We start from the raw sequence: 26719 nt of genomic DNA on the forward strand, positions 1-26719 counted from the left end.
CGGATTAACGGCCGGTCCGGTATTCGGCGAAGATCTCGCCGAGCACGCGCTGCGCTTCCCTGGCCTCCTGGCCGGTCCGGGCCGCGGACACGAGGGTCTTCCAGAGCGCCCAGCCGCGTCCGCGCGCCCACGTGTCGTCGTCGACGGACAGGCGTTCGCGGAACGCCTTCCGGCCGTCGGCGGTCAGCAGCGTCCACGCGACGGCCGTGTCGCAGGCCGGGTCGCCGACCCCGCAGGTCCCGAAGTCGATGACGGCGGTCAGGTTCCCGGCGGCGAGCAGGAGGTTCCCGGCGGCGACGTCACCGTGGAACCAGACGTCCCGGCCGTCCCAGCGCGCATCCAGCGCGGACGTCCAGATTTCGCGGGCCAGGCTCGTGTCGATCCGGCCGTGCAGCGCGGTGAGCGCGCGCTCGGCCTGCGGCTCGTAAGTCCGCAGGGTGGCGCCCCGGAACAAGTTGTGCTTTCCCGGCCGGGGCCCGTCGGTGGCCTCGATGTCCTGCAGGGCGGCCAGGAATCCGGCCAGGTCGACGGCGAAGCGGACGGGGTCGGAAATCCGGCCGGGGGCAGCGGGTTCGCCGTCGAGCCACGGGTAGACCGACCACGGAAAGGGGTAATCCGCACCGGGCCGCCCGTGCGCCAGCGGGACCGGGATGGGCAGCGGCAACCGGGGAGCGAGCACCGGGAGCCACCGCTGCTCCTTGCCAACCGCCAGGGCGTATTCGGCCGCGGTGGGCAGCCGCGCCACCAGTTCGCCGCCGAGGTGGAAGGTGCAGTTGTCCCACCCGCCGTGGGACACGGGCCGGACCGGGAGATCGGCCCACTGCGGGAACTGCTCGTCGATCAACCGGCGCACCAGCTCGGCGCCGACGGTGCGGCGCTGCGGCACCGGACCGAGGTCCGGGACGCGGTTCGGCTTGATCACGGAGAAACAATATGCCGGCGATATCCCGCGCTGCCTACGATCCGTTCGTGAACAGGCGCCCCGGGCTCAGCGCGCGGCTGAAACTCACCATCAGCTACGCCGCGTTCCTGATGCTCGCCGGCGCGGTCCTGCTCGCCGTCGTGCAGATGTCCCTGCTGCGCTACGTGCCGGACAACGACCAGGGCCTGCTGGGGATCGCTCCGAACCGGTACCTCCTCACGCGCATGTTCGCCCCCTCCGCGGCCACCGCGCTCGGCTTCCTGCTCTTGTTCGGGGTCGTGGGCGGCTGGCTCCTCGCCGGCCGGATGCTCGCCCCGCTCACCCGGATCGCCGACGCCGCCCGGCTGGCCGCGCACGGGTCGCTGTCCCACCGCATCCGCCTGACCGGCCCCGCCGACGAGTTCCGCGAGCTCGCCGACGTCTTCGACACGATGCTGGAACGACTCGAATCCCAGGTCGGCGAGCAGCAGCGCTTCGCCGCGAACGCCTCCCACGAACTGCGCACCCCGCTGGCCGTTTCCCAGGCCATCCTCGACGTCGCCGGCCGGGACCCGGCCTACGAACGGGGCGAGCTCATCGAACGCCTCCGCACGGTGAACACGCGGGCGATCGACCTCACCGAGGCCCTCCTGCTGCTCAGCCGCAGCGACCGGCGGCACTTCACCCGCGAGCCCGTCGACCTGTCCCTGGTCGCCGAAGAGGCCGCCGAAACGCTGTTGCCGCTGGCGGAACAGCGCCGGATCGCACTTGACGTCACCGGCGATCCGGTGCACGCGACCGGCTCCGCCGCGCTGCTCCTGCGCATGGCGACGAACCTGGTCCAAAACGCGATCGTGCACAACGTCCCGGACGGCACGGTCACCGTCCACACCGAACAACGGCGCTACGCGAGCGTGCTGCTGGTCGAGAACACCGGCCGGCCGCTGCCGCCCGAGCTGGTCCCGACCCTGACCGAGCCCTTCCAGCGCGGGACCCGGCGCACGCGCACCGACGAGCACGACGGCGTCGGCCTGGGGCTGGCGATCGTGCACAGCATCGTCCGGGCCCACGACGGGATGCTCGAGCTGGCACCCCGCCCGGACGGCGGCCTTCTCGTCACGGTCCGGCTCCCCGCGCGCCGGTAGGGCCGGGACGGCCGAAATTCTTCGGGATCGATTCAGTGAATTTCTGCTAGCCTCGCCACGTCTCGCGGCTCACCGTGGCGCCGCTCCCGCTCGACGAACTCACGAGGAGTGCGATGACTGCCATCGCCCGCGTCAAGGGCCGCGAAGTGCTGGACAGCCGGGGCAACCCGACCGTCGAGGTCGACGTCGAACTGGCGGACGGTTCCTTCGGCCGGGCCGCGGTGCCCTCGGGTGCCTCCACCGGCACCCGGGAAGCGGTCGAACTGCGGGACGGGGACCAGACCCGGTTCCACGGCAAAGGGGTGCGCAAGGCCGTCGACGCGGTCAACACCGAGATCGCCGAGGCGATCGTGGGCCTGGACGCCGAGGCGCAGGCGACCGTCGACCGCGCGCTGATCGAGCTGGACGGCACCGCGAACAAGGCCCGGCTCGGCGCGAACGCCACCCTGGGCGTTTCGCTCGCCGTGGTCAAGGCGGCCGCGGCCGCCAACGGGCTGCCGCTGTACCGGTACGCCGGCGGCGTGTTCGCGCACCTGCTGCCGATGCCGATGATGAACATCATCAACGGCGGCGCGCACGCGGACAACCCGATCGACTTCCAGGAGTTCATGATCGGCCCGGTCGGCGCGACGACGTTCGCCGAGGCGGTGCGGATGGGCTCCGAGGTCTTCCACACGCTGCGCAAGTCCCTCCACGACGCCGGGCACAGCACCAACGTCGGCGACGAAGGCGGCTTCGCGCCCAACCTCAGCTCGGCCGACGAGGCGCTGGAGTTCGTGCTGCGGGCCATCGAGCGGTCCGGCTACACCCCCGGCGAGGACATCGCCCTGCTGCTCGACCCGGCCGCGTCGGAGTTCTACACCGGCGAGGTCTACGACTACACCGGCGAAGGCCGCAAGCGCAGCGTCGAAGAGCACGTCGGCTACCTCGCCGAGCTCACCGCCCGCTACCCGATCGTGTCCATTGAGGACGGTCTGGCCCAGGACGACTACGCCGGCTGGAAGCAGCTCACCGACACCATCGGCGAACGCGTCCAGCTCGTCGGCGACGACGTCTTCTGCACCAACGTGAACCTGCTGACCGACGGCATCGAACGTGGCATCGGGAACTCGATCCTGGTCAAGGTCAACCAGATCGGCACCCTGACCGAGACCCTGACCACCGTCGAAACAGCCCACAAGGCGGGCTACTCCGTGGTCATGTCCCACCGCTCCGGCGAAACCGAGGACACCACGATCGCCGACCTCGCGGTCGCCACCAACTGCGGCCAGATCAAGACCGGCTCGCTGTCCCGCGCCGACCGGACCGCCAAGTACAACCAGCTCATCCGCATCGAAGAAGAGCTCGGTGCCGAAGCACGCTACGCGGGCGCGAGCACGATCAGCGGCCGCCGCTGAGCTCACCGCGGCCCGGAGGCACCCGGACCTCCGGGCCGGGTCACCCGCGGGAGACCTGGCGCACCACCACGCCGACGATCCGCTCCCGCGGCACGAACCCGTAGTGCCGGGAATCCCAGCTGCTCGGCCGGTTGTCGCCCAGCACGACGGCGCAGCCGCCGGGCACCACCTCGCCGCCGAGGCCGTGGACGTCCGGGTCGGCCCAGCCGGGCGGGATGCGGTCGCCCGCCACCGCCACCACGCGCTTGAGCAGCAGCTGGTCCGCCGTCGGCGCGCCGCTCGGCAACTCCGGGAAGCGCAGCAGGGCCACCTGGCCGCGGCGCGGGCGGCGGGTCCGGCGCACCAGAACGCGGTCGCCGGACAGCAACGCCGGGGCCATGCTCGAACCGTCCACTGTGGTCATGATCAGCCCGCGGCGGGCGGCGAAAACCCCGCCGGCGGCCAGCAACCCGAGGAAAACCGGTCCTTTCACGACACCGCCTGGTAGCCGTCGGCCTGCAGGCGGAACAAGCGCGCGTAGCCACCGCCGGCGGCGAGCAGGCTCTCGTGCGTGCCCAGTTCGCCGACCCGGCCGTCTTCGAGCACGGCGATGCGGTCGGCGTCGCGCACCGCGCTCAGCCGGTGCGAGATGAGCAGGCTCGTGCGGCCTCGCCGGTGCTCGCGGATGCGGGCGTGCACCTCGTGCTCGGCCTCCGGGTCGAGACCGGAGCTCGGCTCGTCGAGGATCATCAGGTCCCGGCCCTCCCGGACGAGCGAGCGGGCCAGCGCCAGGCGTTGCCACTGCCCGCCGGAAAGCACCACGCCGGTCGAGGTGTCCTCGGTTCCGATCTCGAAGATCCGGGTGAGCGGCGTGTCGTAACCGCCGGGCAGGGCGGCGATCCGCTCGTGCGCACCCGCCCGCGTCGCGGCGGCGACCAGCCGGGCCCGGTCGTCCAGCGCGGACAGCTCGCCGAGCCCGATGTTCTCGGCCGCGGTCATGTCGTAGTTCATGTGGTCCTGGAAAACGGCGCTGATCCGGTCGCGCAGCAACGCGTGCGGCACGTCGCGCAGGTCGACGCCGTCCCAGAGGATCTGCCCGCGCGTCGGGTCGTACATGCGGCACAACAGCTTCACGAGCGTGCTCTTGCCCGCGCCGTTGAGGCCGACGAGGGCGACCGCCGCACCGTGCGGGATGGTGAGGTCGACCCCGCGCAGCACCCACGGGTGCTCGTCGCTGTACCGGAACCAGACGTCACGCAGCTCGATCCCCTGCCGCAGCGGGGGAACCGCGTCGCGGGACCCGCTCGGCAGATCGGGTTCCGCGCGGACCACGGCGACGTAGTGCGCGAACGAGAGCAGCCGGGCCTGCCCGTTGGCGATCGACGACGCCAGCGTGCCCAGCGCGGCCTGCACCCCGGCGACGGCGGCCACGAACATCGAGACGTCGCCGGCGCTGAGCGACCCGTCGCGCGCCGAGGTGATCGCCCACCAAAGCCCCGCGCCGGCGACGGCCGCGCTCAGCGCCGTCAGCCCGCCCATGGTCCACAGCTCCCGTTCGTCCATGCGGCGCTGGGCTTCGTTGGCGCTGCGGCGCTCGTCCATCAGCCGGGCGCGCAGGAACGCCCCGATGCCGAACAGCCGGATTTCGGTCGCGGCGGGGATGCCGGTGAGCAGCTGGCTGTAGAAGAACTCGCGCCGGGTGAACCGCTCGATGCGCCATTCCACCGCGGCCCGGCGCCGGGCCAGCAGCAGCTCGGCGAGCAGGGCGGGGATCGCGGCCGCCAGCACGACCCCGGTCATCGCCGGGCTCAGCAGGAGCAGCGAGCCCAGGAACCCGGCCAGCGAAAGCGTCCCGCTCAGCGTGCCGCCGACGCCGTCGACGATTTCCGGCATCCGGCCACAGCTTTCCTGGGCCAGCCGCAAGCGGTCCTGGTAGGCCGGGTTTTCGAAGGTGCGCAACCCGACTTGGCGGCCCAGCGCGGCGAACAGCCGGTCGGTGGCGACCGTGCTCGCCGCGCGGCCGATCTGCGCGCGGACGTAGTGGACGACCACGGGCAGCGCGGCGACGGCGAGCCCGGTCACCACCAGCGCCACGGCGAGGCCGCCGACCGCGCCGGTGCGCTCGACGAGCCGGTCGAGGACGAGTTTGGTCAGCCAGGCGGTGGCGATCGGGGCGGTGGCCGCGGCCGCGGTCATGGCCACGAGACCCAGCAGCCGAGCCGGACCGGACCGCCAGAGCAGCCGGGCGGCGGCCGCGCCCGCCGCCCGGACCTGCTCCGCGCCGATCCGGCGGTCCGGTTCGCCCACGGTCACCGTCCGGCGGGCACGGGCAGTTCGTGCACCCGGCCGGCGGTCGCGGTCACCCGCCCGTCCGCCACCACGTACAACGCGGGCGTCCACGTGTTGCGGAACGCAGCGGCGACCGGGCCGCCGTCGAGTTCCGCCGTCACCACGTGGGCGACTTCGGCGAGCGCGCGCACGGTGTCCGGCTCGTCGCCGCCGAAGACGGCGAAGACGTGGTCGCGGCCCTGTGCACGGGCGTAGGCGAGGAAATCCGGCAGGGTGTCGTGGCAGGCGGCGCAGTCGGCGGAGAAGAACGCCACCGTGCCGGTCAACGAGGAGAGGGTGAGCGGCTCACCGTCGGTCGTGGTGACGGCGAACTCGCCGACCGCCGAACCGGGGCGCAGCACGAAGGGCGGCTCGGACCTCCCGGCGGGCTGGGCCCGCATCCGGCGCAGGATCCCGACGGTCAGGAGCAGGTTCAGCAGGCACAGCAGGCCCAGCAGCACCAGGGTGGCGACGACGTAAGGCATCAGGAACTCCTTGCGAACACGACGGCGATGTCGTCCATGGCGACGACGAGCACGGCCACCACCACGCCGACCGCGAACGCGACGGCGGCCCCGGCGACGGGCGGCTGGTGCTCCGGCGCGAGCGCGCCGAGGACGGCGAAGCAGATCAGCAGGGTGTTGCGGACCAGGTGGCGCGGGCCGATCGGGGTTTCGGTCGCGCCGAAGCAGCGGCACGGGGCACGCCGTCCGCGGCGCAGTGCAGCGGCGATGGCGGCGGTGAAGGCCAGCAGCAACGCCGAGGCGAGGACGAAGCCGGCCGTCGGGGTGACCAGCACGAGGACCGCGGAGGCCGGTTCCGTGACCACGACGGCCACCGCCACCGGCGTGACCCACTTCGCCGGCATCGGCACCAGCGCGGGCACCGAGCGTGCGAACCCGCGGAGGTCCCGCAGCTTCGAGAACGCCGAAGCGGCGAACACCACGACGATCAGCGCCGCACCGGCGGCCCGCAGGTACTCCATGTCACTCCATCCACGCCGGGCGGTGTCCGCGGGGAAGGCGGCGGACACCGCCCGGCACGCTCGGACCGGGATCAGCAGCTGCTGCGGACCTTCGACCACTCGCAGCCGGTCTGCGGGCAGCAGAACCGGTACCAGTAGCCGGGGTGGCCCTGGGCGTTGCAGAAGTACAGGCCACTGCAGGCGGAGGCCTTCGCAGTGGGCACCACCCGGTTCAGCACGCGGTCGATCAGGCGCCCCATGGTTTTTCCCTTCGACGGTGGGTGTGTCCGAGGTGTGGGACGCGCTACCGCGATCCCGCACCGGCTGCGAGCATCGCGGCCGGTGCGTCCGCGGGCAGCAATCCCGGACAAACCCGGACGCCGACTCGGCCTGGCGGCCACGGAATAGCCCGCACCTGCGGGGATGTCCGTCGATTCCGGCAGGTCCCGCTCGCGCCTGCCACCCATTCCGCGGCCCCCGTCACCCGCCGGCCGCCACCGAGCACTCCACTCCCGCGGCGATCTCCGCCGACTCCGGCAACCGCAGCTCCCGGTGGTGCTCCCGGGCGGCGAGCCAGTGGTGCCGGGCGCGCTCCGCATCACCGAGGGCGGTCAGCGTCCGGGCCAGGCCCGCGTGCGCCCGGGCCGCCGCGTGCAGGCTCCCCAGGTCCACCGCGATCGCCAGCGCACACTCGTGCGTGGTCCGCGCGTGTTCCGTCCGGCCCAGGTCCAGCGACGCGTCCGCGAGGCACAGCAGCGCTTCCAGGTGCAGGTCGCGGTCGCCCGCCTGCTCGGCGATCGCGGTGGCGCGGCGGAAGTAGCCGCAGGCCTGGGCGTGCCGGCCCGAACGCAGATACGTGTCGCCGATGTTGAGCAGGGTGCGCCCGGTGTCGCACAGGTCGCCGGTCTGCTGGTCGATGGCGAGCGCTTTCCGGTGGATCTCCAGCGCCTCGGCGTACCAGCCCAGCCGCCCGTAGACGAAGCCGAGGTTGGTCAGCGCGGTCCGTTCGCCGGCCCGGTCGCGGAGCTCGCGGGACAGCGTCAACGCCTCCCGCAGGAACCCCGCCGACCGCACGAAGTCGGCGTTCCAGGACGCGATCGCGCCCAGCGTGCCGAGCGCCCGGCACTCGCCGGACCGGTCTCCGGCACCGCGGAAGCAGTCCAGTGCCTCCTCGACGTGCCGCGTCGCCACCTCGTAGCGGCCGACCTGGCTGTGGGTGGCCGCGAGGCTCACCAGCGCGTGCCCGCGGGCGACCGGGTCCGCCGACTCCGCCGCGCTCGCGTGCAGGACCAGCGCCTCGCCGATGTAGCCGCCGGTCTGCAGGTACCGGAACAGCAGCCGCGACAGCAGACCCGCGTGGCCGGACGGCACCCCGTGGACACCGGCGCCGACCAGGTTGGCGCGTTCGGCGTCCAGCCAGGCGGTCGCCGGTTCGCGGTCGGTCAGCGGCGGGATCGGCAGTCCGGGGTCGGGGACGGCCGGGCGGTAGGCCCGCATTCGCGGCGCGTACTGGTCCATCGCGGTGGCGGTGGCGAAGGTGTAGTAGCCGAGCAACCGCGTCAGCGCGGCCTTCCGGCCGGCGGCGGCGTCCTCGTCCTGGGCCCGCGCCATCCCGAACGCGCGGATGAGGTCGTGCAGCTCGAACCGGCCCGCCTCGCCGCGCCGCACCAGGTGCGCGGTGACGAGCCGGTCCGCGATCCGGGTCGCCTCCGCCAGGCCGGTCCCGGCGAGCGCGGCGATGCCGTAGGCGTCCAGGTCCGCGCCCGGGTGCAAGGCGAGCAGCCGCAGTGCCCGCCGTTCCGGCTCGGCGAGCTGGTCGTAGGACAGGCTGATCGACGCGTCCACGGCGTTGTCGAGCCGCAGGTGCGCGCGCCGCTGCTCGAGCCGCTCCAGGTGATCGGCCAGCAGCCACGACCGGTGGGCCGGCGCGGCCATCCACAACGCGGCGAGGCTCAGCGCGAGCGGCAGCCTGCCGAGTTCGGCGGTGATCCGCCGGGCCACGCCGGGTGCCTGGTCGACCCGCTCCGCGCCGACGGTGCGCCGCAGGTACGCGAGCGCGTCGTCCGGGCTCAGCACGTCCAAGGGCAGGTGCGCGGCCCCGGCCGGCCCGGCGAACGCCAGGCGGCTGGTGACGAGCACCGGGCCGCCCCGCTCGCCGGGCAGCAGCGGGCGGATCTGCTCCTCGCTGCCCGCGTTGTCGAGGACGACCAGCAGGCGCCGTCCGGCCGACCGCTCCTGGTAGAGCCGCGTCTTGCCGGCCAGGTCGGCGGGGACGGCGTGCCCGGGCACGCCGAGCAACCGCAGGAAGGAGTCGAGCACCGCGGCCGGATCGACCGGCGGCCGGCCGGGGTCGGGGTGGAACCCGCGCAGGTTCACGAAAAGGGCGTTGTCACACCGGCCCGTGCGCAGGAGCTCGTGGCCGGCGTGGACGGCCAGCGCGGTCTTGCCGACCCCGGCCATGCCCGCGATCACCGCCACCCGGCCGCCCTCGGCGAACACCGCACCCAGCCGCGCGAGTTCCGCCCGGCGCCCGGTGAAGTGCGCGACCACCGCCGGCAGGCCGAGCTGTGCCTGGACGAAGGTCGCCGCCTCCGCGTGGCCGCGGACCGCCCGCAGCACGTGCTGCCAGTCGGCGACGTAACCCGGGTCCGGGTGGAGCACCTCGACGACGGCCAGCAGCAGATCGGTGTTGGGCCGCGCCCGGCCGGTCTTGAAGCAGTCGGCGACGGTCGTGCGGGCGGTCCGCTCGCCGGGCGGGCGCCCCGCGGCCGTCCAGAGCCGGTTGACCCGCTCGGCGATCTGCGCGTACGACGGGCCGCCCGCCCACGCCTTGAGCAGCCGCAGCTGCGCGATGAGCTCGGCCAGCGTGCGCGCCTGACCGGGATCGGGTGGTTCGGTGAACGCCATCCCGCCATGGTGACCGCGGTCACCCGGTCGGCGTAGCGGTTTTCCGGAGATGGCCGCCGGTTCGAGCTCAGCCGAACAGGGACAAATCGACCGAGTCGGCCAGCGCCCAGTAGCCCGCGTCGCTGCCGTGCAGGTGGTCGCCGGAGTGGAAGTCTTCCCGGATCCGGCTGGGGTGCTCCGGGTCGCGCCAGACGGCGTCGAAGTCCAGGACCGCGTCGAACTCGCCGCCCGTGCGGATCCACTCGTTCACCACCTGGCGTGCGGTCTCGCACTCCGGGGTGAAGGCATCGGCACCTTCGAGGGGCGCCATCGTGGTGGCGTAGACCCGCACCCCGCGTTCACGCGCCCGCGCCACCAGCTGCCGGTGGCCGGCGATGACGTCCTCCGTCGTCACCGGTGCGCCGGGGAACATCTTCAGGAAGCCGGCCAGCGGACCGTCGTCGCGCGGGGCGAAGGAGATGGCGAGGTCGTTGCCGCCCACGGACAGCACGACGAAGCCGAGGCCCGGGGTCGCCAGCACGTCCCGGTCGAAGCGGGCCAAGACCGCGGTCCCGGCGCCGTCGTTGAGCAGCCGGTTGCCGCTGATGCCCTGGTTGACGACGAAACCCGCGCCTCGCGCGGCCAGCAGTTCCGGCCAGCTGTGGTGGGTGTCCGGGGTGGACCCGGCGCCGTCGGTGCGCGAGTCGCCGACCACCACGATGGCCGAGGCCGGACCGCCGGGAACCACGTCGACCGCGGAGATCAGTGCCCGCACCGGCAGCACCGTGGCGTTCGCCGGCAGTGCCGGGGCGGCGACGGCGTCACCCGGGATCGTCCAGCCGGTGTCCAGGACGGGGTCGTGGCACGTGCAGGTCTCGACGCGCTCGGGCAGGTAGAGGCTGACTGACAGCTCGGTCAACGCCGCCGCGGGCAGCTCCACCGGATCGCTCAGCATCGGTGCACCCGTGGGAATGGTGACGGCCGCGGCGCCGGAGAACGTCAGCGCGCGCCCGTCCCGCACGCCGCCGCCGGGCACCGCGAGGCCCACTTGCGCCGCGCCGATGGTGAGGGGCGCGGTCCCGAACTCGTTGGTGAAACGGACGCGCACCCGGCGTCCGCCGCCACTGAGGCGCACCACCTGGCGGAGCGTCACGTCGGCGAGCGGCGGGTGGCCGTCGAGCGAGCCCAGCCCGTCGTAAGCGGACTGGGGTGCCGCACCCCAGCTGCGGACCCAGCCGGTGTTCGTGTCGGACATCTGGTGCCTCCCTTGGTCGTGCTGACCTCCGAAGACTGCGGCGGGCCGCGCACACGGGACGCACACCGCGCTCACACGGCCGCCCTCGTTGAGGTCACGAGGCCGGGCGCGCGAAGATCGGGGCATGGACGGGCTTCGCATCACGCTGCTGGGCACGTTCCAGGTGTCCCGGGGTGACACGATCCTGCCCGTCCCGGGCGCGCGGTTGCAGGCCCTGCTCGTCCGGCTGGCGCTCGCCGGGGGCCGCGCGGTCGAGCCGGGCGTGCTGGTCGACGCGGTGTGGGGCGGCGAACCGCCGTCCGGCACCGCCTCCGCCCTGCAGACCCTCGTCTCCCGGCTGCGCCGCGCCCTCGCCCCGGCCGACGGCGTGCTCGTGCAGGTCGCGGGCGGCTACCGGCTGGCGGTCGCCGACGTGGACGCCCTGCGCTTCGAACAGCTCACCGCGGCCGGCCGGGAGCGGCTGCGGGCCGGGGACGCCGAAGCCGCGAGCGCCGCCCTGGCCGAGGCGGTGGACTTGTGGGGCGAGCCCGTGCTCATCACCGCCGTCGCCCCGGCGGTGGCGACCCGGCTGACCCGGCTGTCGATCGAGGCCGTCGCCGACCTCGCCGACGCCGAGCTGGCGCTGGGCCGCGCCGAGCCGGCCGCCGCCCGGCTGACCGGGCTGCTGGCCGAGCACCCGGCGCACGAGCGGGCGGCGGCCCTGCTGATGGACGCGCTCGCCGCGCAAGGGCGTCAGGCCGAAGCGCTGACCGTCTACGAGGGGGTCCGCCGGACCCTGGCCGATGCCCTCGGCGCCGACCCGGGCACCGCGCTGCGGGACCGCCACCTGCGCCTCCTGCAGCCCCTCCCGGCCCCGGCCCCGGCCCCGGACCGGGCCCGGCCCGCTCCCCTGCCCGCGCCGCTGACCAGCTTCATCGGCCGCGACGACGACCTCGCGCGCCTCTCCGCCCTGCTCACGACCGCACGGCTGGTCACCGTCCTCGGCCCCGGCGGCGCCGGCAAGACCCGGCTCGCGCTGGAGGCGGCCCGCCGGTACGGCCACGACGTCCGGCTCATCGACCTCGCCTCCGTCACCGAACCGGCGAAGGTCGCGGCGGCCGTGCTCGCCGGGATCGGCCTGCGCGGCAGCGCCCTGTTCGACGCCCGCAAGCGCGCCGGGACCGACGAGCTGGCCGTGCTCGCCGCCGAGCTCGGCGGCCGGGAAAGCCTGCTGCTGATCGACAACTGCGAGCACTTGATCGACGCCGTGGCCCACTTGGTCGCGACGCTGCTGCCCCGCTGCGCCGGCCTGCGGGTGCTCGCCACCAGCCGCGAACCCCTGGCCGTGGACGGCGAAGCGCTGGTGCCGCTCGGCCCGCTCGCGCTGCCCGGCCCGGACGACGACGAGGTCCGCGCGGTGGCCTCGGTGCGCTTGTTCACCGAGCGGGCCGCCGCCGTGCGCCCCGGCTTCGACGTCGACGAAACCACGCGGCCCGACATCGTCCGCGTGGTGCGCGGCCTGGACGGCCTGCCGCTGGCCCTCGAGCTGTCCGCCGCCCGGTTGCGGACGCTGTCGCTGCCCGACCTGGCCGACGGGCTCGCCGACCGGTTCCGGCTGCTCACCACCGGCAGCCGCACCGCGCCGCCGCGGCACCGCACCCTGCGTGCGGTCATCGCGTGGAGCTGGGAGCTGCTCGACGAGCGCGAACGCACGGTCGCGGAGCGGATTTCCGTCCTGCCCGGCGGCGTCACGCCCGCCTCGGCCGCCGCCGTCTGCGCGGGCACCACCGTGCCCGCCGTCGAGCTCCCCGACCTGCTCGCCGCCCTCGTCGACCGGTCGCTGCTGCAGCTCGCGCCCGGCACCGGCCGCTACCGCATGCTCGAAACCATCCGCGAGTACGGCATCGAACGTCTCGCCGACGACCTCGGCCCGGTACGCGACCTGGCCGCCGCCCACTTCACCGGGCTGATCGCCCGCCACGACGCCGAGCTGCGCGGGCCCGGCCAGCTGGCGGCCATCGAAGTCATCGGCGCCGAGTACGACAACACGCTCGCCGCCCTGCGTCACCTGTGCGCCACCCGCGACTCCGCCGCCGCGGTCGCGCTGGCCCTCGCGTTGACCTGGTACTGGCAGATGCTCGGCCGCGACTCCGACGCCTCCTACTGGCTGGGCGAAGCCTTGGCGGTGCCCGGCGGCGAGCCGACGGCCGAGCGGGACTGCGCCCGGGCCGCCCACCTGCTCAGCCGCGCGGACATCCTGTCCGGGATCAGCGCCAGGGAAGCCGCGGAAGACCGGGCGCAGATGCGCGAGCTGGCCGGACGGCTGCTGGCGCATCCGCGGCTGCCTGGCCACTACCGCGTGTTCGGCCCGATGCTGCTCTTCCTGCTGGGCGACGAGACCGCACTCGCGATCTTCCGGCAGCTGGCCGTCGGTGACGACGGGTGGCTGGCCGCGCTGGCCCGGATGTTCCAGGCCGAAATCGCCGAAAACGCGGGCGAGCTCGACCGCGTCGGCGTCCACGTGGCGGCGGCGCTGGCCGGCTTCCGGCGGGCCGGCGACCGGTGGGGCCAGGCCGCGACGCTGCCGATGCGCGCCCAGCTGCGGCGCTACGACGACCTCGACGGCGCGCTCGCCGACCTGCGCGAGGCCCAGGCGCTGGCGGGCGAGTTCGGCGCGCTCAGCCTCGGTGACCGGCTCTACACCGACCTGCGCTGGATCGACCTGCACATCCGGCGCGACGAGACCGACCGGGCGCTGGCGGTGATCGGCTCGGCGCGGGAGCGGCTGCTGCGCGCGTCATCGGCGGAAACGCCGGTCCTGATCGACGGCTGGGAGGCCGGCCTGCGCGTGCGCCTGGGCGACCTGGCCGGGGCCGGGGCCCTGCTCGACGACGCCGAACGCCGGCTGCTCGACGACACGGGGTTCCCCTCCGACCACGCCCGGGCGCTGATCGCCGGCGCGCGGTCCGCGCTCTGCCTGGCCCGGGGCGACCAGGACGGCGCGAACAAGGCCGGGCAAGCGGCGTACGCGGCCGCGCTGGCGGCCCGGGACCTGCCGATCCTGTCGCTGGTGACGGTGCACACGGCCGCCCTCGCCGAAGCACGCGGGCGGCCGCGGGACTCGGCCGAGCTGCTCGGCGTCGCCGCCCGGCTGCGCGGTGCGCACGACCGCACCGATCCGCAGGTCCGCGAGCTCACCCACCGGGGCCGGGCCGCGCTGGGCGAGGACGAGTTCGCCGCGGCGTACGCGGAGGGCTGGGAGCTGGCGGCGACGACCGCCGTCGCCGCCGCCGACCCGGCCCGGCTCGCGCTGTGAGCGCGATGTGCGCGCCGTGTGCGTGACGGCCGTCAGTCTCGGGGCACGTCCAAGACCTCGAGAAAGCGGTTTGTCATGCACGACGTGGTGATCGTGGGAGCCGGCCCGGTCGGTCTGTTCCTGGCCTGCGAGCTCGGCCTCGCGGGCTGTTCGGTGTTGGTGCTCGAACGGGAGCCGGAGCCGCGGACCCCGTGGCGGAGCTTCCCGCTCGGCATGCGGGGCCTGTCGGGCGGCTCGGTCGAGGCGTTCTACCGACGCGGGATGCTGGCGCCGCTGCTGGCGGCGTCCGGTGTGGACGAACGGCCGGTCACGGACGAGCCGGCCCCGCCGCGGTCGGCCGGCCACTTCGCCGGAACGCCCGTCGACCCGGCCGACGTCGACCTCGCCCGCCTGCCGTACCGGCTGCCCAGCCCGGCGCTGGACGGCATCATGACCAGTCTCGAGGCGGTGGAGACGGTCCTGGCCGAGCGGGCGGACAAGCTCGGTGTCGAGATCCGCCGCGGCGTCCCGGTCACGGCGATCACCCAGGACGCCCCGGTGGCGGTCGCCTGGGCCGGCGAGCAGGAATACCCGGCCCGCTGGCTGGTCGGCTGCGACGGCGGCCGCAGCACGGTCCGGCGGCTGGCGGGCTTCGAGTTCGCCGGCACCGAGCCGCAGCTGACCGGCTACCTCGCGCTGGTCACGCTGGCCGAGCCCGGTCTCCTCGCTCCGGGCTTCACCGTGACCCCGCAGGGCATGTACCTGACGATGTCCGAGCCGGGCCACCTGGGCGTCATGGACTTCGACGGCGGCGCGTACGACCGTTCCCGGCCGCCGGCCCGCGAGCACCTCCAGTCGGTGCTGCGCCGCGTGTCCGGCACCGACGTGATGATCGGTGAAGTCCACTTCGCCTCCACGTTCACCGACCGCGCGAAGCAGGCGACCACGTACCGCCGCGACCGCATCCTGCTGGCCGGAGACGCGGCGCACATCCACTCGCCGTTGGGTGGCCAGGGCCTGAACCTCGGCCTCGGCGACGCGATGAACCTGGGCTGGAAGCTCGCGGCCACGGTGGCCGAGCGCGCCCCTGCGGGCCTGCTCGACACGTACACGGCCGAACGCCACCCGGTCGGCGCGTGGGTGCTCGACTGGTCACGGGCCCAGGTGGCGACCATGCGCCCGGACCCCCATTCCCGCGCGATCCGGTCCGTGGTCCGCGATCTGCTGGCCACCCGCGACGGCACGACGTACGTCTTCGAGCGCACCAGCGGTACTTCGCTGCACTACGACCTGGGCGAACCTGGCCTGGCCGGCCACAACGCCCCGGACTTCGCGCTGGCCAACGGAACCCGCGTCGGCGACCTGCTGCAGGACGGCCTCGGCGTCGCGCTCGACTTCGGCGTGGACGGGCCCCTACGGGAGGTGGTGCTGCGGTACCGCGACCGGATCCGGTACGTGGCCGGCCCGGCGCGCGACCACCTGGGCTTCGGCGCGGTGCTGGTCCGGCCGGACGGCATCGTCGCGTGGGCCGGCGACCGCGTCCCGGACCCCGGCTCGTTCGAACGGGCCGTGCGCCGCTGGTTCTCCACCTGATCTCGGGGCAAGAACGGGAACGGCCGCAACCGGAATTGTCACCCGGTTGCGGCCGCAGGGTCTGCGAAACCCTTAGTTGTAGCCCATTTCGTTGGGCGACACGCCGTTGTAGCCCATTTCGTCGGGCGACACGCCGTTGTACCCCATTTCACTGGGGTGGCCGGCGAGCACCGCCGTCGGCGCCGCGCCCTCCGCGGTGACGGCGGAAGCAGCGGAAGTACCCAGGACAGCAGCCGCGAACAGGGTCAACGCGACCGTCACGACCGCGCGGCGAACCCGCATCATTCCTCCGGTGGTCAATCGGGGCGAAACTGAGTTTCGGGCCCAGCGGACGTTCCCAGAGCCGGCACAACCAGCGGACAACGGACGGTTAATGGGCCGCCAACGTCAGGCGGCCAAAGGTGCCTTCCGAACAATTGCGGAACCACGCATTTCCAAAAACGGAACAGCAGATTGCCGAACGACGGGTCAGCCATGTCGCGTACACCTCTTGTTCAGCAGCTGTTTTTCTTCTATTATCGTGCGTGTGCAACCGCTCACGGACGGTGCTGACCTCCTGATCGGCCGGGACGGTGAGCTGTCCCGGCTCGCGGGCTGGGTGCACGACGTGGCCGACGGCCGCGGGCGCGCGGTCCTGGTGGACGGCGAGCCGGGCATCGGCAAGTCCACCCTCGTCCAGGCCGCCTGCGCGATCGCCACCCGGGCCGGGTGCCAGGTCTTCCGCGGCGCCGGCGACGAACTGGGGCAGGCGCTCCCGCTGCTTCCCCTGCTGGACGCCCTGCGGATCACCGGTTCCGCATCGGATCCCCGGCGCGGGGCCATCGCCGGGCTCCTGCAGGGCGACACCGGCCGTGGCAAGGGCGCGGACCTCGCCGCGGCGGCCGCCGAACAGCTGCTGGCCCTGGTGGACGAGCTGTGCCACACCGGTCCGGTCGTGCTGGTGGTCGACGAGCTGCAGTGGGCCGACCGCGCGACCGTGGCGGTGTGGGGCAGGCTCGCCCGATCGGTCCGGCAGCTGCCACTGCTCCTGGTCGGTGTGCTGCGGCCGGTTCCGCGCCGCGACGACGTCCGCGCGCTGCGGCGGATCGTCGGGCCCGCCGAGCGGCTGCGGGTCGGCAGGCTCACCGAACCGGCGGCGCTCGAGCTGGTGGCGGAGCTGGCCGGCGGCAAGCCGGGCGACGAGCTGGCGCGGCTGGCCGACGGCGCCGCCGGCAACCCGTTGTACCTCACCGAACTGCTCGGGGCGCTGACCCGGAGTTCCTGCCTGGCCGTCGACGAGGCCGGGATCGCCGAGCTGACGGGCGGGCCCACCCCGGATTCGCTGCCGGAAGCAATCGCCGACCGGCTCGGTTTCCTGCCGGAGCCCACGCGGACCGTGCTGCGGACGGCCGCGCTGCTCGGCGTCGGCTTTTCGGTGGCGGACCTGACGATCGTGGCCGAGGCGGAGCTGACCGTTCTCCTGGCCGCGCTGGACGAAGCGCGGGCGGCCGGCGTGCTGGTGGCGGCCGGCGACGACCTGGCGTTCCGGCACCCCCTGATCCGCCAGGCCCTCTACGACGAACTGCCCGCCGGCATCCGGGTCGTCTGGCACCGGGCCGCCGCGCGGGCACTGGCCGACGCCGGTGCCCCGGTCGAGCGGGTCGCCCGCCAGCTGCTGCCCACGGTGTCGGCCGCGGACGCCGGCGAACCGGTGCCCCGCTGGGTCGTGGACTGGCTGCTCGGAGCCGCCGCCCCGCTGATCGGCCAGGCGCCCGAGGTCGCGGTCAAGCTCCTGCGCCGCGCGGTCCGGAGCGGCGACACCACCACCGGAGCGTTGAGCTGCCGGCTGGCCGAGGCGCTCTACCGGGTGGGCGACTTCGCCGAAGCCGAACGCGTCGCCGTCCGCGCACTGCCGCGGGCGCTCGACCCGGAGCTGCGCGTCGACCTGCACACGACGGTGACGCAGTGCCGGGCGATGACCGGCCGGTCCACCGAATCCCTCGCCGCGCTGAACCAGGCCGCGGCCGCACCGGACCTGCCCGCCCGGCACCGGGCGCGGCTGCTCGTGCTCACCGCCCGCACGCACCGCGACCTCGGCGAAGTCGACACCGCCGCCCGGGTCGCCACCGCCGCGCTGGCCGAAGCGAGCGACGACCACTGGGCGACCGGGTGGGCCCTGCACGTGCTGAGCCTGGTGGCGATGATGCGCGGCGAGTGGACCGAAGCGCTGCCGCTGTTCGAGCGCGCGATGGCCACCGCTTCGGGCGACCCTGCGCTCACCGACCTCGGCCTGCTGCTGCGGATCAACCAAGCCGTCACCTTCGGCGCGCTCGACCGCTACCCCGACGCCCTCGCCGCCGCGGAGCGGGCCCGCGAGCGGGCGGACCGCGCCGGCAGCGTGGTGCGGCTGACCCAGGCGCAGAGCGCGCTCGGGCAGCTGCTGCTGGGCAGCGGGCGGTGGGACGACGCCGTGGCGGAGGTGGACGTCGTCCCGGACGACCTCAAGGATCCGAGCGTGGCCTGCTGCGACCACGGCGTGGCCGCGATCATCCACTTCCACCGCGGCGAAACGGCCGAAGCGCACCGGCACCTGGACGTGGCGGCGCCGTGCGCGGAACGCATCGGCGGCCGGGTGGTCGAATCACTGACGCTGGCGCGCAGCCTCGCGTCGGAGCAGGCGGGCGAACCGGACCGGGCCCTCGCCGCGTTGACCGCCGCGCTGACGGCCGAAGACGAAGGCGAAGGCCTGCTCGGGGACGCCGTCCGGCTGGCCGTGGAAACCGGCGACACCGCCACCGCGGCCGAAATCGTGGCGCGGGTCGGCGTGATCACGGCCGGGGCGGACGTCCCGCACCGCCAAGCGCTGGGCCGCTACTGCCGGGGAATGGCCGACCGGGACGCGGCGGAGTTGCTGCGCGCGGCCGACGGTTACCGCGACGCGGGCCGTCCCCTCCCCCGCGCCAAGGCCCTGGAAGCCGCGGCGATCGCGTTCGCCGAGGCCGGCGACCGCGGCTCGGCCCGGGCGGCGTTCACCCGCACGCTGGACCTGTACGGCACCCTGGGCGCGCACTGGGACGTGGCCCGGCTGCGCGCCCGCTTCCGGGCGTTCGGCATCCGGCGTGGCCCGACGGTGAAGCACCGCCAGGCCACGCACGGCTGGGACAGCCTCACGCCGACGGAGACGAAGATCGCCGGCCTGGTGCTGGAAGGGTTGTCGAACCCGCAGATCGCCACGCGGCTGTTCCTGTCCCCGCGTACGGTCGCCACGCACGTCTCGCACATCCTGGCCAAGCTCGGCGTGCATTCCCGCATCGACATCGCCCGGGAAGCAACCCGCAATTCGGCGTCGGGCTAGCGGGTCCCGGAGTTGCGGACCCGGCTCCACATCGGCACGACGAACCACCACAGCGAGAACCAGCCCAGCGCCCCGGCGGTGAACCACGCGGCGGGCGCGGGCCCGAGGGTGACGCTGAGGATGAGCAGCAGGGCCGAGCCGATGGACAGCATCAGCAAGGTGAGCCCGCACAAGGCGAACCGGCTGGAGGCCTCCACGAGCTGGCGCTTGAGCCGCCGCTGGTAGACGAGCCGGTGGAAGGCGGCGGGCGCGATCAGCAGCGCGGTGGCGGCGGCCCCGAGCACGAGTGCGGCCACGTAGACCCGCCGTTCGAACTCGGTGAGCGTCGCGAAGCGCGGTGTGAAGGCGACGGTGAGCAGGAAGGCGAGCAGCAGCTGCACGCCGGTCTGCGCGACCCGCACTTCTTGGAGTATTTCGGCGTAGTTGCGGTCCAGCCGCTGTGTCGGCGTCTCGTGGCGGACGGAGAAGTTCCACTGGTCGTGGGCATCCGGGAGCTCGTCCAGCAGCGGCCGGGCCGGTTCGATCTCGTTCACCTTCATACCGGAACGGTCCCGCGAACGCCGGAGCGAGACATCGGTAGATCAAGGGATGTGGGAAGCGGCTGCAGCCGGCCCGAAGGTAGGTTCGGCGACGTGCATGATGCCATCTCGGCGCAGTGGGAACGCCTGCGCAGCCGGCCGGACGTCGTCGTCTTGGAGGGCTTCCACGCCATCAAACACGCCCTCCGGTTCGGTGGCGCCGTCGATGCCGTCGTGACCACCGATACAGCCGCGCTCAGGAAGCTGGCCCAAGAGCTCGCGCCGGACGTCGAGGACGCCATCACCGCACACGCGCAAACCGTGAGCGCGGCCGAAATCGCGCAGCTTCTCGGGCGCGTTCACCAAACCGAAGTGGCCGCTCTTGCCCGCAGGCCTGCCTGGCCGGAATCGGCTCGGTCCGCGGACCGGGCCAGCCCGGCGGTTCTTTTGGAAAACCCCCGGAATCTCGGCAACATCGGGGCGGTGATCCGCGTCGCCGCCGGGCTCGGATTGTCCTCGGTGTACTCGACCGGCACGGTCGATCCCTGGCACCCGACGGTGATCCGCGGAAGTGCCGGCCTGCACTATGCATTACCCGTTCGCCGGCTGGCCGGCATCCACGAGGCCGAGGGGCCGATCTATTCTCTCGACCCAGCGGGGATCGATCTCCGCGAAGCGGTCATTCCGCAGGATGCCTTGCTGGCCTTCGGATCCGAACGCAGTGGCATTTCCCCCGAACTCCGCCGCCACTCCGACGTATTGCTCTCGATTCCCATGCGTGCGGAGGTATCGAGCTACAACTTGACGACTTCGGTCGCCATGGCGGCGTACCACTGGGTACTCAGCTCCCGCCATCAGCTCTGACGGATCTGCAGCAAGCTCCCGCCGCGCGCCCGGTCGGCCGGCGCTCACCGGCGCGCGGGTTCGGTTACTCCGCTTCAGTGGAAGTAACACCGTGCCGCCATTTCGCGACTCTCCGCCCGTAAAGTGGTCGACGGCCGTTCAATGGGGGGTGCAGGTGAATCTTTCGAGCGCCGGAAGACGAGCCGGGTTGCTCTGCCTGTTGATCTTTTTTCTCGGCCTCTGCGTGCCCGCGCTCGCCCACGCCGAAGATGACGCCGCCACCGTCTTCTGCCTTTCGCCGGCGCAGCGTGCCGCGGTGGTCGATGCCGGTGTGTCGCTCGGGCGGGCGCACGCCGACCCGACCGGGATGTTCGTCCTCGACGGGACGCGCACGCTCGCCCCGCGGGAGTGGCGGGTCGCGCAGCCCGCTGCCTTCGAGGCTTCCTGCGAGGCCCTCTACTCCTCCACGCACCAAGTGGCGGCCGGCTCGTTCACCACGCTTCTTCCCGTCTTGACCGCGATCGTCGGCGCCGCGCTCGCTTTCTTCGCGACCTCGTGGCGCGACCGCGTCGCCCGGGGGCGGGTTCAGGCGGAAGCCCTGCGCTCGGCCCACGCAGAGTTCCACGACGCCGCGGGTCAGTACCTGCGCGACACCTCCTCCGAACACCCGGACGGCCCACTCGGCGAGTCGCGGCGGAAGCTCCTCGCGCGGCTCGCCGAAGTGCGCGCCGGGCACCGCTCCTGGTCCGTCGTCCCGGCGCTGCGGGCACAGCTGACGACCGGTGACTTCGGTGCTCCCTTGACCGAAGACTGGGACGAACAGTCGGACGTCACCCGAACCCGGCGGCGCACCCTGCTCAAGGACCTCGACGCGCAACGGGACGACGTGCTCCGCGTGACCATCGCCCTGGAAAGACCGCTTCGGGCCCGCTGGACCCTCCGGAGTGCACGATGACCGACTCGGCCGCGTTGAACCCGTTCGCGGTGGACAAGCTGAACGGCCCGACCCAGCCGCTCTGCCCGTGGCGGCACCCGGAGCACTGGAACTGGTACGTCGATATCGATCACACCGAAGAGGCGTACGAGGAATTCACGCGGCAGGCGAAGACCCTCGGTGCGCCGGACGAGGAAGAAGGCAAGCTCCTGCTGGTGACCGGCGACACCGGCTGCGGGAAGACCGCCGTCGCGAACCGCTGCCTGGCCTGGCTGAAGGAATCAGCGAAGGACCGGGGGCTCACCGTCGAAATCGTGGACGCACGCTCGGCTCTGCTCGGCGAGGTCCTGCCGGTGACCAACCGCTTGACCGCCGTTTGCGATTACGTGGTGGGTCAGCTCGAGCGGAAGAATTTCCTCAACCGCGCCGAACTGAACCGGCTCGTCGAGAGCCGCACCTCCCCGGCCCGGGTCTACCCCCACCTCGGCCCCGGCCTGATCAAGGGACTCGTCCTGGTCATCCTGCTGCCGTCGACGGAGGTACCCGAGGAGGTGGTCCGCTACGGCGGCTGGGTACCCGAGCGGACACTCTTCGTGATGGAATCGGCCCACTTCGAAGACAACCACCTGAAAGTGATCAACAATCGCCTGAAAGACTACGGCCGCCTGATCCACGTGCACGTCGGCAAGCTGAAGAACGGCGATTTCACGCGCTTTGCCAACGATCGGCTCACGCGTCGCGCACAGACTGGAGAGTACCCTCGAATGAGTGAGAAAACCCTGCAGTCGCTCGAGGGAGGGTCACGTTCCGTGTCGCAAATGCAGATCTTGCTGCACGGAACCTACGAGTTCCTGAAAGCCGACCCACTAGAGTACGGCCGCACGATGCTGGTGACCCAGGAGCACATCAGCGAATTCCAGAAGAGAGAAGCCCGGCGAGACTCGCCGGACGGCCGGGGGTGAACGCGGTGACCGAAGGCGTGGACGAAGTGCCGTCACTCGACAATCCGTACTCGCCGATGGCCGTGGCCCAGGTCACCGAGTTCTACACCTCGGACAGCGAGTACCCCACGATCGCGACGGACGCCGTGCGCAAGGCCCTCGCCCACCTGTCCGCCTGCCTGAGCACCGGCTCGGTGAGCAGCCGCGACGGCAAGGGCACCGCCCTCGCCGTCATCGGCGACTACGGCACCGGCAAATCCCACCTCGCCCTGCGGCTGGTCCAGGAAGCCGGGGTCCTGCTCGGCGACCACCACCAGGCGATGTACCTCGAGGCCACCGCCAGCACCTTCGTCGACCTGTACCGGAGGTTCGCCCAGCGGCTCGACCGGGACTTCGTCCGGACCAGGGTGAGCGATTTCTACATCGACGTCGTCACGTCCTCGCTGCAGGACACCGGGCTCAGCGGGACGGTCCTGGAATGGCTGCAGAACCGCGAGCTGAACCCCCAGCAGGTGGTGGAGCGGCTGGGCCTGATGGAGAGTTCCCTGCTCCGCCGGGTGCACGAAGACCTGGCCAAGGTCACCAGGGACGAAGCCTTCGGCACCGCGCTGACCCTGCTGCTGCGCAGCGGGTTCGAAGACGCGGTGTGGGACTGGTTCAGCGGCGCGGCGCCGGCCGAGGTGCTCCGGGAACGCGGGATCGTCGCCGCGATCGACACCGAGGCCACGGCGCTGGCCGCGATGGGCGTGTTCGCGCTCCTGTTCGGCAGTCACCACGGCCGGTTCGTGCTGGTGCTCGACGAGATGGACAAGATCTTCACCGCCCGGCGCCGGGAGGACCAGAACGTCCAAGCCGCGTTCCAGAACCTGCTGGAGATCTTTTCCAGGGCGGGCGCCTGCCTCGTGCTCGTGGGACTGCCGGATTTCCTCCGCGTGCTCCACGCGCGGGTGCGCGAGCGGATCCCGCACACCGTCGAACTCCACCCGCTGGAGGCGGACGAGGTCCGGCAGTTCATCGAGCTGGCGCAGAACGGCAGGCTCGCACCGTTCACGGCGCAGTCGCCGCGCTCTGTGCGTGACCTGTCGGGAGGCAAGGCCCGCGACGTGATCCGGCTGTTGCGGGCCGCCTACGCCCTGTGGGCGGACGCGGCCCGGATGAGCGGGGTCCGGACGGCTCCGGTTTCCGAGACGATGATCCGTGACGCCGCGCACCACCAGTTCGGGTCCCGGCCGGGTGACGACGTCGAGGCCACCGTGATCGGCGTGCTCAAGGCCCACGGGTGGCAGTTCCGCCTCCGGCACCGGCTCGGGCCGCCGGGCAGCGACCCGGTCGACTTCTGGGTCACCTTTCCCGGCCGGGCCGGCGGGTGCGCGATCCTGGTGACGCGCTCGATCCTCGACGACGGCGACGTCAAGACGCTGAACCGCAAGCTCGCCGACCTCGACGACCTGGACGACCCGGTCGAAGCACTGGTCGTGATCAACGGGGTGCTGAACGACGCCGTCGCGGACCGGGTCCGGACGGCGTTGACCGGTGAGCTGCTGCGTTCCGGCGACCCGACGTTCCCGCACCGGCTGTCGACGCTCCTGGAGATCGTCAACGACCGCCTCGAGGCGCTCACCGGCGATTCTTCGTCGGCACTGGAGATCCGGTTCACCCAGCTGAGCAGGCAGCAGGCCAATCTCCACGGGCTGCTCGAGCAGCTGAGCGAGCAGCTGGACGACGCGGCCGCCGCGTCCACCCGGGGATTCGCCACCGTGCTGCAGGACCTGACCGCGTTGGGCCAGACCGGCCCGGACGCCGCGCCCCGGCTGCCCGACCACGTCGGCGAGATCTTCACCGACGCCACCGGCACGCTGGAGGCCCTGCTCCAGCTCGATCCCATCCTGACCGGGGCCTTCGGCGCCACCGGACGGCAGTCGATCGACGACTTCCGCGCCTTGACCCGGGCCGGCGAGTTCTTCCCCGCGGCGGGCACCGCGCTCGTCCTCCGCCGGATCATCGACGGTTTCCGCAGCGCGATCGAGACCTGGTACGGCCGGGTGGAGACGGATCCCCCCGCTTCCCCGGACCGGGCTTCGGCGGAGTCCCGGGCCCAGCTGGACCGGTTGTGCCGGGCCTACGACGAGGTCTGCAACCAGGTACCCGCGTTCCGGCTCGGCCCGCTCACGAGCGTGGCGGTGCGCGGCCGGGCGGCCGGTAGCCGCGAAAGCTCGCTGAACTACGTGCAGGACGTGGTCGAGAACCTCAGCCCGCGTGTTCGGCGTGCGGTACTTCGTTCGAGCGCTCCGCACGCGTAGCACAAATCCGGGGGAACCGGTGCCGCCGGTCCCACACCCCGTTCGCGGCCGCGTGCCACAGGTTCACGACCAGGATCGCCGGTCCCACGGTGGCCACCGCGACCGGGACGACGGGCTCCAGGACGAGGGCCAGCACCAGCGCCGTCAGCCCGTTCTGCTGGCCCAGCGCCAGCTTCGCGCGGTCGGCGCGCCACGCCCGAGGTGCGGTGAGCAGCAACGCGACGACGACCTGCGCACCATAAGCCGCCGTGCCGAGCACGATTCCCGGGACGATCCGGACCCCGCCGGCGAGGACGAGCCCGACCGCGAAGGCCGCCAGCACCAGGCACGCCGTGACGGCTCTGTCGAGCACGGCGCCGAAATCGGGGCGCAGGAAGAGCCCGGTGACGGCGAGCCCCAGCAACAGCGACCAATGCACCGCGGCCGTCCCGCACGCCAGGAGGAGGACCACTTCCAGCCCCGCGCGGACCCGCCGGCCGGCTGCGGAAGCCGGGTTCCGGCTCCGGACGGCCACCCGGACGAGCCACACCGCCACGACGAGAGCGGCGTTCGCCAGGAAGTTCACCCCGGCCGCGGCGAGGCCGGACGGCAGGACCGCCGGACCCGCACCGGCGCTCGGCACGATCGCGGCCGTGAGGTAGGCGGTGAGCAGCACCGTGACCGGGTCGTCGAACGCCGCCCACGCCGCCAGCAAGGCCTTGCCCTGCTCCGACATCCGCGACTTCGCCCGCATCGCGGCCACGGAAAGCGGGTCGATCTGCGCCATGGCGATGGCCAGCAGGAGGACGTACGGTTCGCGGTAGAACGCGAACATCACCGCGGAGATCAACGCCGCTTTGACGAACACCCCGATCGTGACGGCGACGAGCACCGTTTTCCAGCGGTTCCGGAATTCCGCCACGTCGATGCCGTGCGTGCTCGCGTAGAGCCCGATCGCCAGCAGCACCGTGACCGCCACGGGATAGCCGCGCGAGTGCGCGACGTCCAGACCGGAGCCCGCGGCCACCACGACGCCCAGCGCCAGCGCGGGCAGCAGAGCCAGCACGCGGGCCGGCACCGCGAGGGAGGTCCACCCGCCGGGGGATCCACCGGAACGTTTCATCAGCCGCGCGGCCCCGCCGCGACCGGATCGAAACTGCGGGCCAGTTCGGCCATCCGGTCGTCGGCGGTGCTGACCTCGTCCTGGTCCAGCGTGACGCCCATGAGGTACCGGCAGGAACCGAGCCGGTAGTAGTAGACCGCGCCCTGCTCCACGTCGAGCACGAGCCGGTGCAGCAGGCCACCGACGACGTCCGCGGCGGTCCGGTTGATCCGCGCCGCCACATCGCCGAGTTCCCGGCTGAGCCGGTGGTAGAACGCCCGGCGCGCGGAAACGGTGATCTGCTGGAAGTACGGCGAAAGCACGGGATCGGCCAGCCGGTCGAAGGTCAGCACCGGTTCGCTGTTCGCGCAGAACGCGAGGAACTGCAGGTCTCGCGGGCGGACGTACCGCCGCAGCGAGTCCCGGGCGAAGGCGAGCTCTCCCTCCGGCAGCTTGTCCGCGCCGCGGTGCCGGATCTCGGTCACCGTCTCGTCCCCTTCGCCGTCGGCGACGAGCCGGCCGGTACGCCCGGCCGTCTCCCAGCCGCCCGGGTTCGCCGAGGGCAGGTGCGCGATCGCCCGCAGCCGGGTGGCCAGCGCGGCCACGCTCTGGTCCGCCGAGCGGATCGCGGCCCGCTCGGTGAGCGTCGTCCGCTCCTCCTCGTCCGCTCCGGGCGTCAGGACGAGGCCGAACAGGTGCGCGTCGGGCACCACGGCGTCGCAGAACGCGGCACCGCTCCCGCCGTGCAGGACGACCCGGATCAACCCGCCCGTGCGCGCTTCCGCGAGGGTGCGGTCGAGGCGGCTGACCAGGTGGCAGAACTGCCGCCCCAGCAGCCGGACCCGGTCTCGGCGAGCGCGCTCCTCCTGGTCCCCGATGCGGTCGACGCCGAAGTCGTACACGCCCCGCCGGTAGTAGGCGAGGAAGCTCAACGCCGGCTCCGCCTCCGCGGCCGCCGTCACCGCCGCTCGTTCGCCGTCGAACTCGGAGCCGACGTGGTCGGCGTGGTTCTCGTGGACAGCCACCGATTCTCCTCGGGCCGGGAT

At 73.0% G+C, this 26719-nt stretch carries 21 protein-coding genes; 9 read left to right on the forward strand and 12 right to left on the reverse strand.

Annotated elements, in window-relative coordinates:
- Positions 1-4: 4 nt before the first annotated feature.
- Complete coding sequence (locus ISP_RS42045; protein ID WP_013229873.1) at positions 5-922, reverse strand: aminoglycoside phosphotransferase family protein; 918 nt, start codon at positions 920-922, stop codon at positions 5-7.
- Between the two features lie 47 nt (positions 923-969).
- Here ISP_RS42045 and ISP_RS42050 point away from each other — a divergent pair, with 47 nt between their 5' ends.
- Positions 970-2046, forward strand: a complete 1077-nt coding sequence (locus tag ISP_RS42050; protein ID WP_193353530.1) for a sensor histidine kinase — start codon at positions 970-972, stop codon at positions 2044-2046.
- A 113-nt stretch (positions 2047-2159) separates the two neighbouring features.
- Positions 2160-3443: a phosphopyruvate hydratase gene (gene eno, locus ISP_RS42055; protein WP_013229875.1), complete on the forward strand. Its 1284-nt coding sequence runs from the start codon at positions 2160-2162 to the stop codon at positions 3441-3443.
- A gap of 40 nt (positions 3444-3483) precedes the next feature.
- On the opposite strand, the gene ISP_RS42060 is transcribed toward eno, so the two are convergent.
- From ISP_RS42060 to ISP_RS42090, 7 genes are all read right to left on the reverse strand, one after another.
- Positions 3484-3915, reverse strand: a complete 432-nt coding sequence (locus ISP_RS42060) for a S26 family signal peptidase (RefSeq protein WP_013229876.1) — start codon at positions 3913-3915, stop codon at positions 3484-3486.
- The gene (locus ISP_RS42065; protein ID WP_235190563.1) at positions 3912-5729 is read right to left on the reverse strand and encodes an ABC transporter ATP-binding protein; all 1818 of its coding nucleotides are present in this window, start codon (positions 5727-5729) and stop codon (positions 3912-3914) included. The genes ISP_RS42060 and ISP_RS42065 overlap by 4 nt, the downstream gene beginning before the upstream one ends.
- Positions 5730-5731: 2 nt before the next feature.
- On the reverse strand, positions 5732-6235 hold the full coding sequence (locus tag ISP_RS42070) for a thioredoxin domain-containing protein (RefSeq protein ID WP_013229878.1): 504 nt from the start codon (positions 6233-6235) through the stop codon (positions 5732-5734).
- Positions 6235-6735, reverse strand: coding sequence for a MauE/DoxX family redox-associated membrane protein (locus ISP_RS42075; RefSeq protein ID WP_013229879.1), 501 nt, complete (start codon positions 6733-6735; stop codon positions 6235-6237). The genes ISP_RS42070 and ISP_RS42075 overlap by 1 nt, the downstream gene beginning before the upstream one ends.
- A 71-nt stretch (positions 6736-6806) precedes the next feature.
- Positions 6807-6974: a hypothetical protein gene (locus ISP_RS42080; protein WP_014467740.1), complete on the reverse strand. Its 168-nt coding sequence runs from the start codon at positions 6972-6974 to the stop codon at positions 6807-6809.
- A 220-nt stretch (positions 6975-7194) separates the two neighbouring features.
- A complete protein-coding gene (locus ISP_RS42085) occupies positions 7195-9621 on the reverse strand; it encodes a tetratricopeptide repeat protein (RefSeq protein WP_014467741.1) in 2427 nt (808 codons plus the stop codon).
- Positions 9622-9688: 67 nt separating this feature from the next.
- Entirely contained in the window at positions 9689-10855 is a 1167-nt protein-coding gene (locus ISP_RS42090) for an SGNH/GDSL hydrolase family protein (RefSeq protein ID WP_013229881.1), read from the reverse strand.
- A 124-nt stretch (positions 10856-10979) separates the two neighbouring features.
- Here ISP_RS42090 and ISP_RS42095 point away from each other — a divergent pair, with 124 nt between their 5' ends.
- Complete coding sequence (locus ISP_RS42095) at positions 10980-14150, forward strand: BTAD domain-containing putative transcriptional regulator (protein WP_013229882.1); 3171 nt, start codon at positions 10980-10982, stop codon at positions 14148-14150.
- Between the two features lie 75 nt (positions 14151-14225).
- The gene (locus ISP_RS42100; RefSeq protein ID WP_013229883.1) at positions 14226-15722 is read left to right on the forward strand and encodes an FAD-dependent monooxygenase; all 1497 of its coding nucleotides are present in this window, start codon (positions 14226-14228) and stop codon (positions 15720-15722) included.
- A 72-nt stretch (positions 15723-15794) separates the two neighbouring features.
- Here ISP_RS42100 and ISP_RS42105 read toward each other — a convergent pair whose 3' ends face one another.
- A complete protein-coding gene (locus ISP_RS42105; RefSeq protein WP_230468598.1) occupies positions 15795-16004 on the reverse strand; it encodes a hypothetical protein in 210 nt (69 codons plus the stop codon).
- Positions 16005-16248: 244 nt separating this feature from the next.
- Here ISP_RS42105 and ISP_RS42110 point away from each other — a divergent pair, with 244 nt between their 5' ends.
- Positions 16249-19056, forward strand: a complete 2808-nt coding sequence (locus tag ISP_RS42110) for a helix-turn-helix transcriptional regulator (RefSeq protein WP_013229885.1) — start codon at positions 16249-16251, stop codon at positions 19054-19056.
- On the opposite strand, the gene ISP_RS42115 is transcribed toward ISP_RS42110, so the two are convergent.
- Entirely contained in the window at positions 19053-19595 is a 543-nt protein-coding gene (locus ISP_RS42115) for a DUF6328 family protein (protein WP_013229886.1), read from the reverse strand. The genes ISP_RS42110 and ISP_RS42115 overlap by 4 nt on opposite strands.
- Positions 19596-19688: 93 nt before the next feature.
- Here ISP_RS42115 and ISP_RS42120 point away from each other — a divergent pair, with 93 nt between their 5' ends.
- The 4 genes from ISP_RS42120 (at position 19689) to ISP_RS42135 (ending at position 24592) form a co-directional block, all read left to right on the forward strand.
- Positions 19689-20438, forward strand: a complete 750-nt coding sequence (locus tag ISP_RS42120) for a TrmH family RNA methyltransferase (RefSeq protein WP_013229887.1) — start codon at positions 19689-19691, stop codon at positions 20436-20438.
- A 199-nt stretch (positions 20439-20637) separates the two neighbouring features.
- On the forward strand, positions 20638-21372 hold the full coding sequence (locus tag ISP_RS42125) for a hypothetical protein (protein WP_230468599.1): 735 nt from the start codon (positions 20638-20640) through the stop codon (positions 21370-21372).
- Positions 21369-22313, forward strand: coding sequence for a hypothetical protein (locus ISP_RS42130; protein WP_013229889.1), 945 nt, complete (start codon positions 21369-21371; stop codon positions 22311-22313). The genes ISP_RS42125 and ISP_RS42130 overlap by 4 nt, the downstream gene beginning before the upstream one ends.
- A gap of 5 nt (positions 22314-22318) precedes the next feature.
- On the forward strand, positions 22319-24592 hold the full coding sequence (locus ISP_RS42135; protein ID WP_230468600.1) for an ATP-binding protein: 2274 nt from the start codon (positions 22319-22321) through the stop codon (positions 24590-24592).
- On the opposite strand, the gene ISP_RS42140 is transcribed toward ISP_RS42135, so the two are convergent.
- Both ISP_RS42140 and ISP_RS42145 read right to left on the reverse strand, forming a co-directional pair.
- On the reverse strand, positions 24540-25694 hold the full coding sequence (locus ISP_RS42140; protein WP_230468601.1) for a cation:proton antiporter: 1155 nt from the start codon (positions 25692-25694) through the stop codon (positions 24540-24542). The two genes, ISP_RS42135 and ISP_RS42140, sit on opposite strands and share 53 nt — an antisense overlap.
- Positions 25694-26698 carry a hypothetical protein gene (locus ISP_RS42145; RefSeq protein WP_013229892.1) on the reverse strand — a complete coding sequence of 335 codons (1005 nt, stop codon included), beginning with the start codon at positions 26696-26698 and terminating at the stop codon, positions 25694-25696. The genes ISP_RS42140 and ISP_RS42145 overlap by 1 nt, the downstream gene beginning before the upstream one ends.
- Between the last annotated feature and the right edge of the window lie 21 nt (positions 26699-26719).

Source organism: Amycolatopsis mediterranei (assembly GCF_026017845.1).
GTDB classification, from domain to species: Bacteria; Actinomycetota; Actinomycetes; order Mycobacteriales; family Pseudonocardiaceae; genus Amycolatopsis; species Amycolatopsis mediterranei.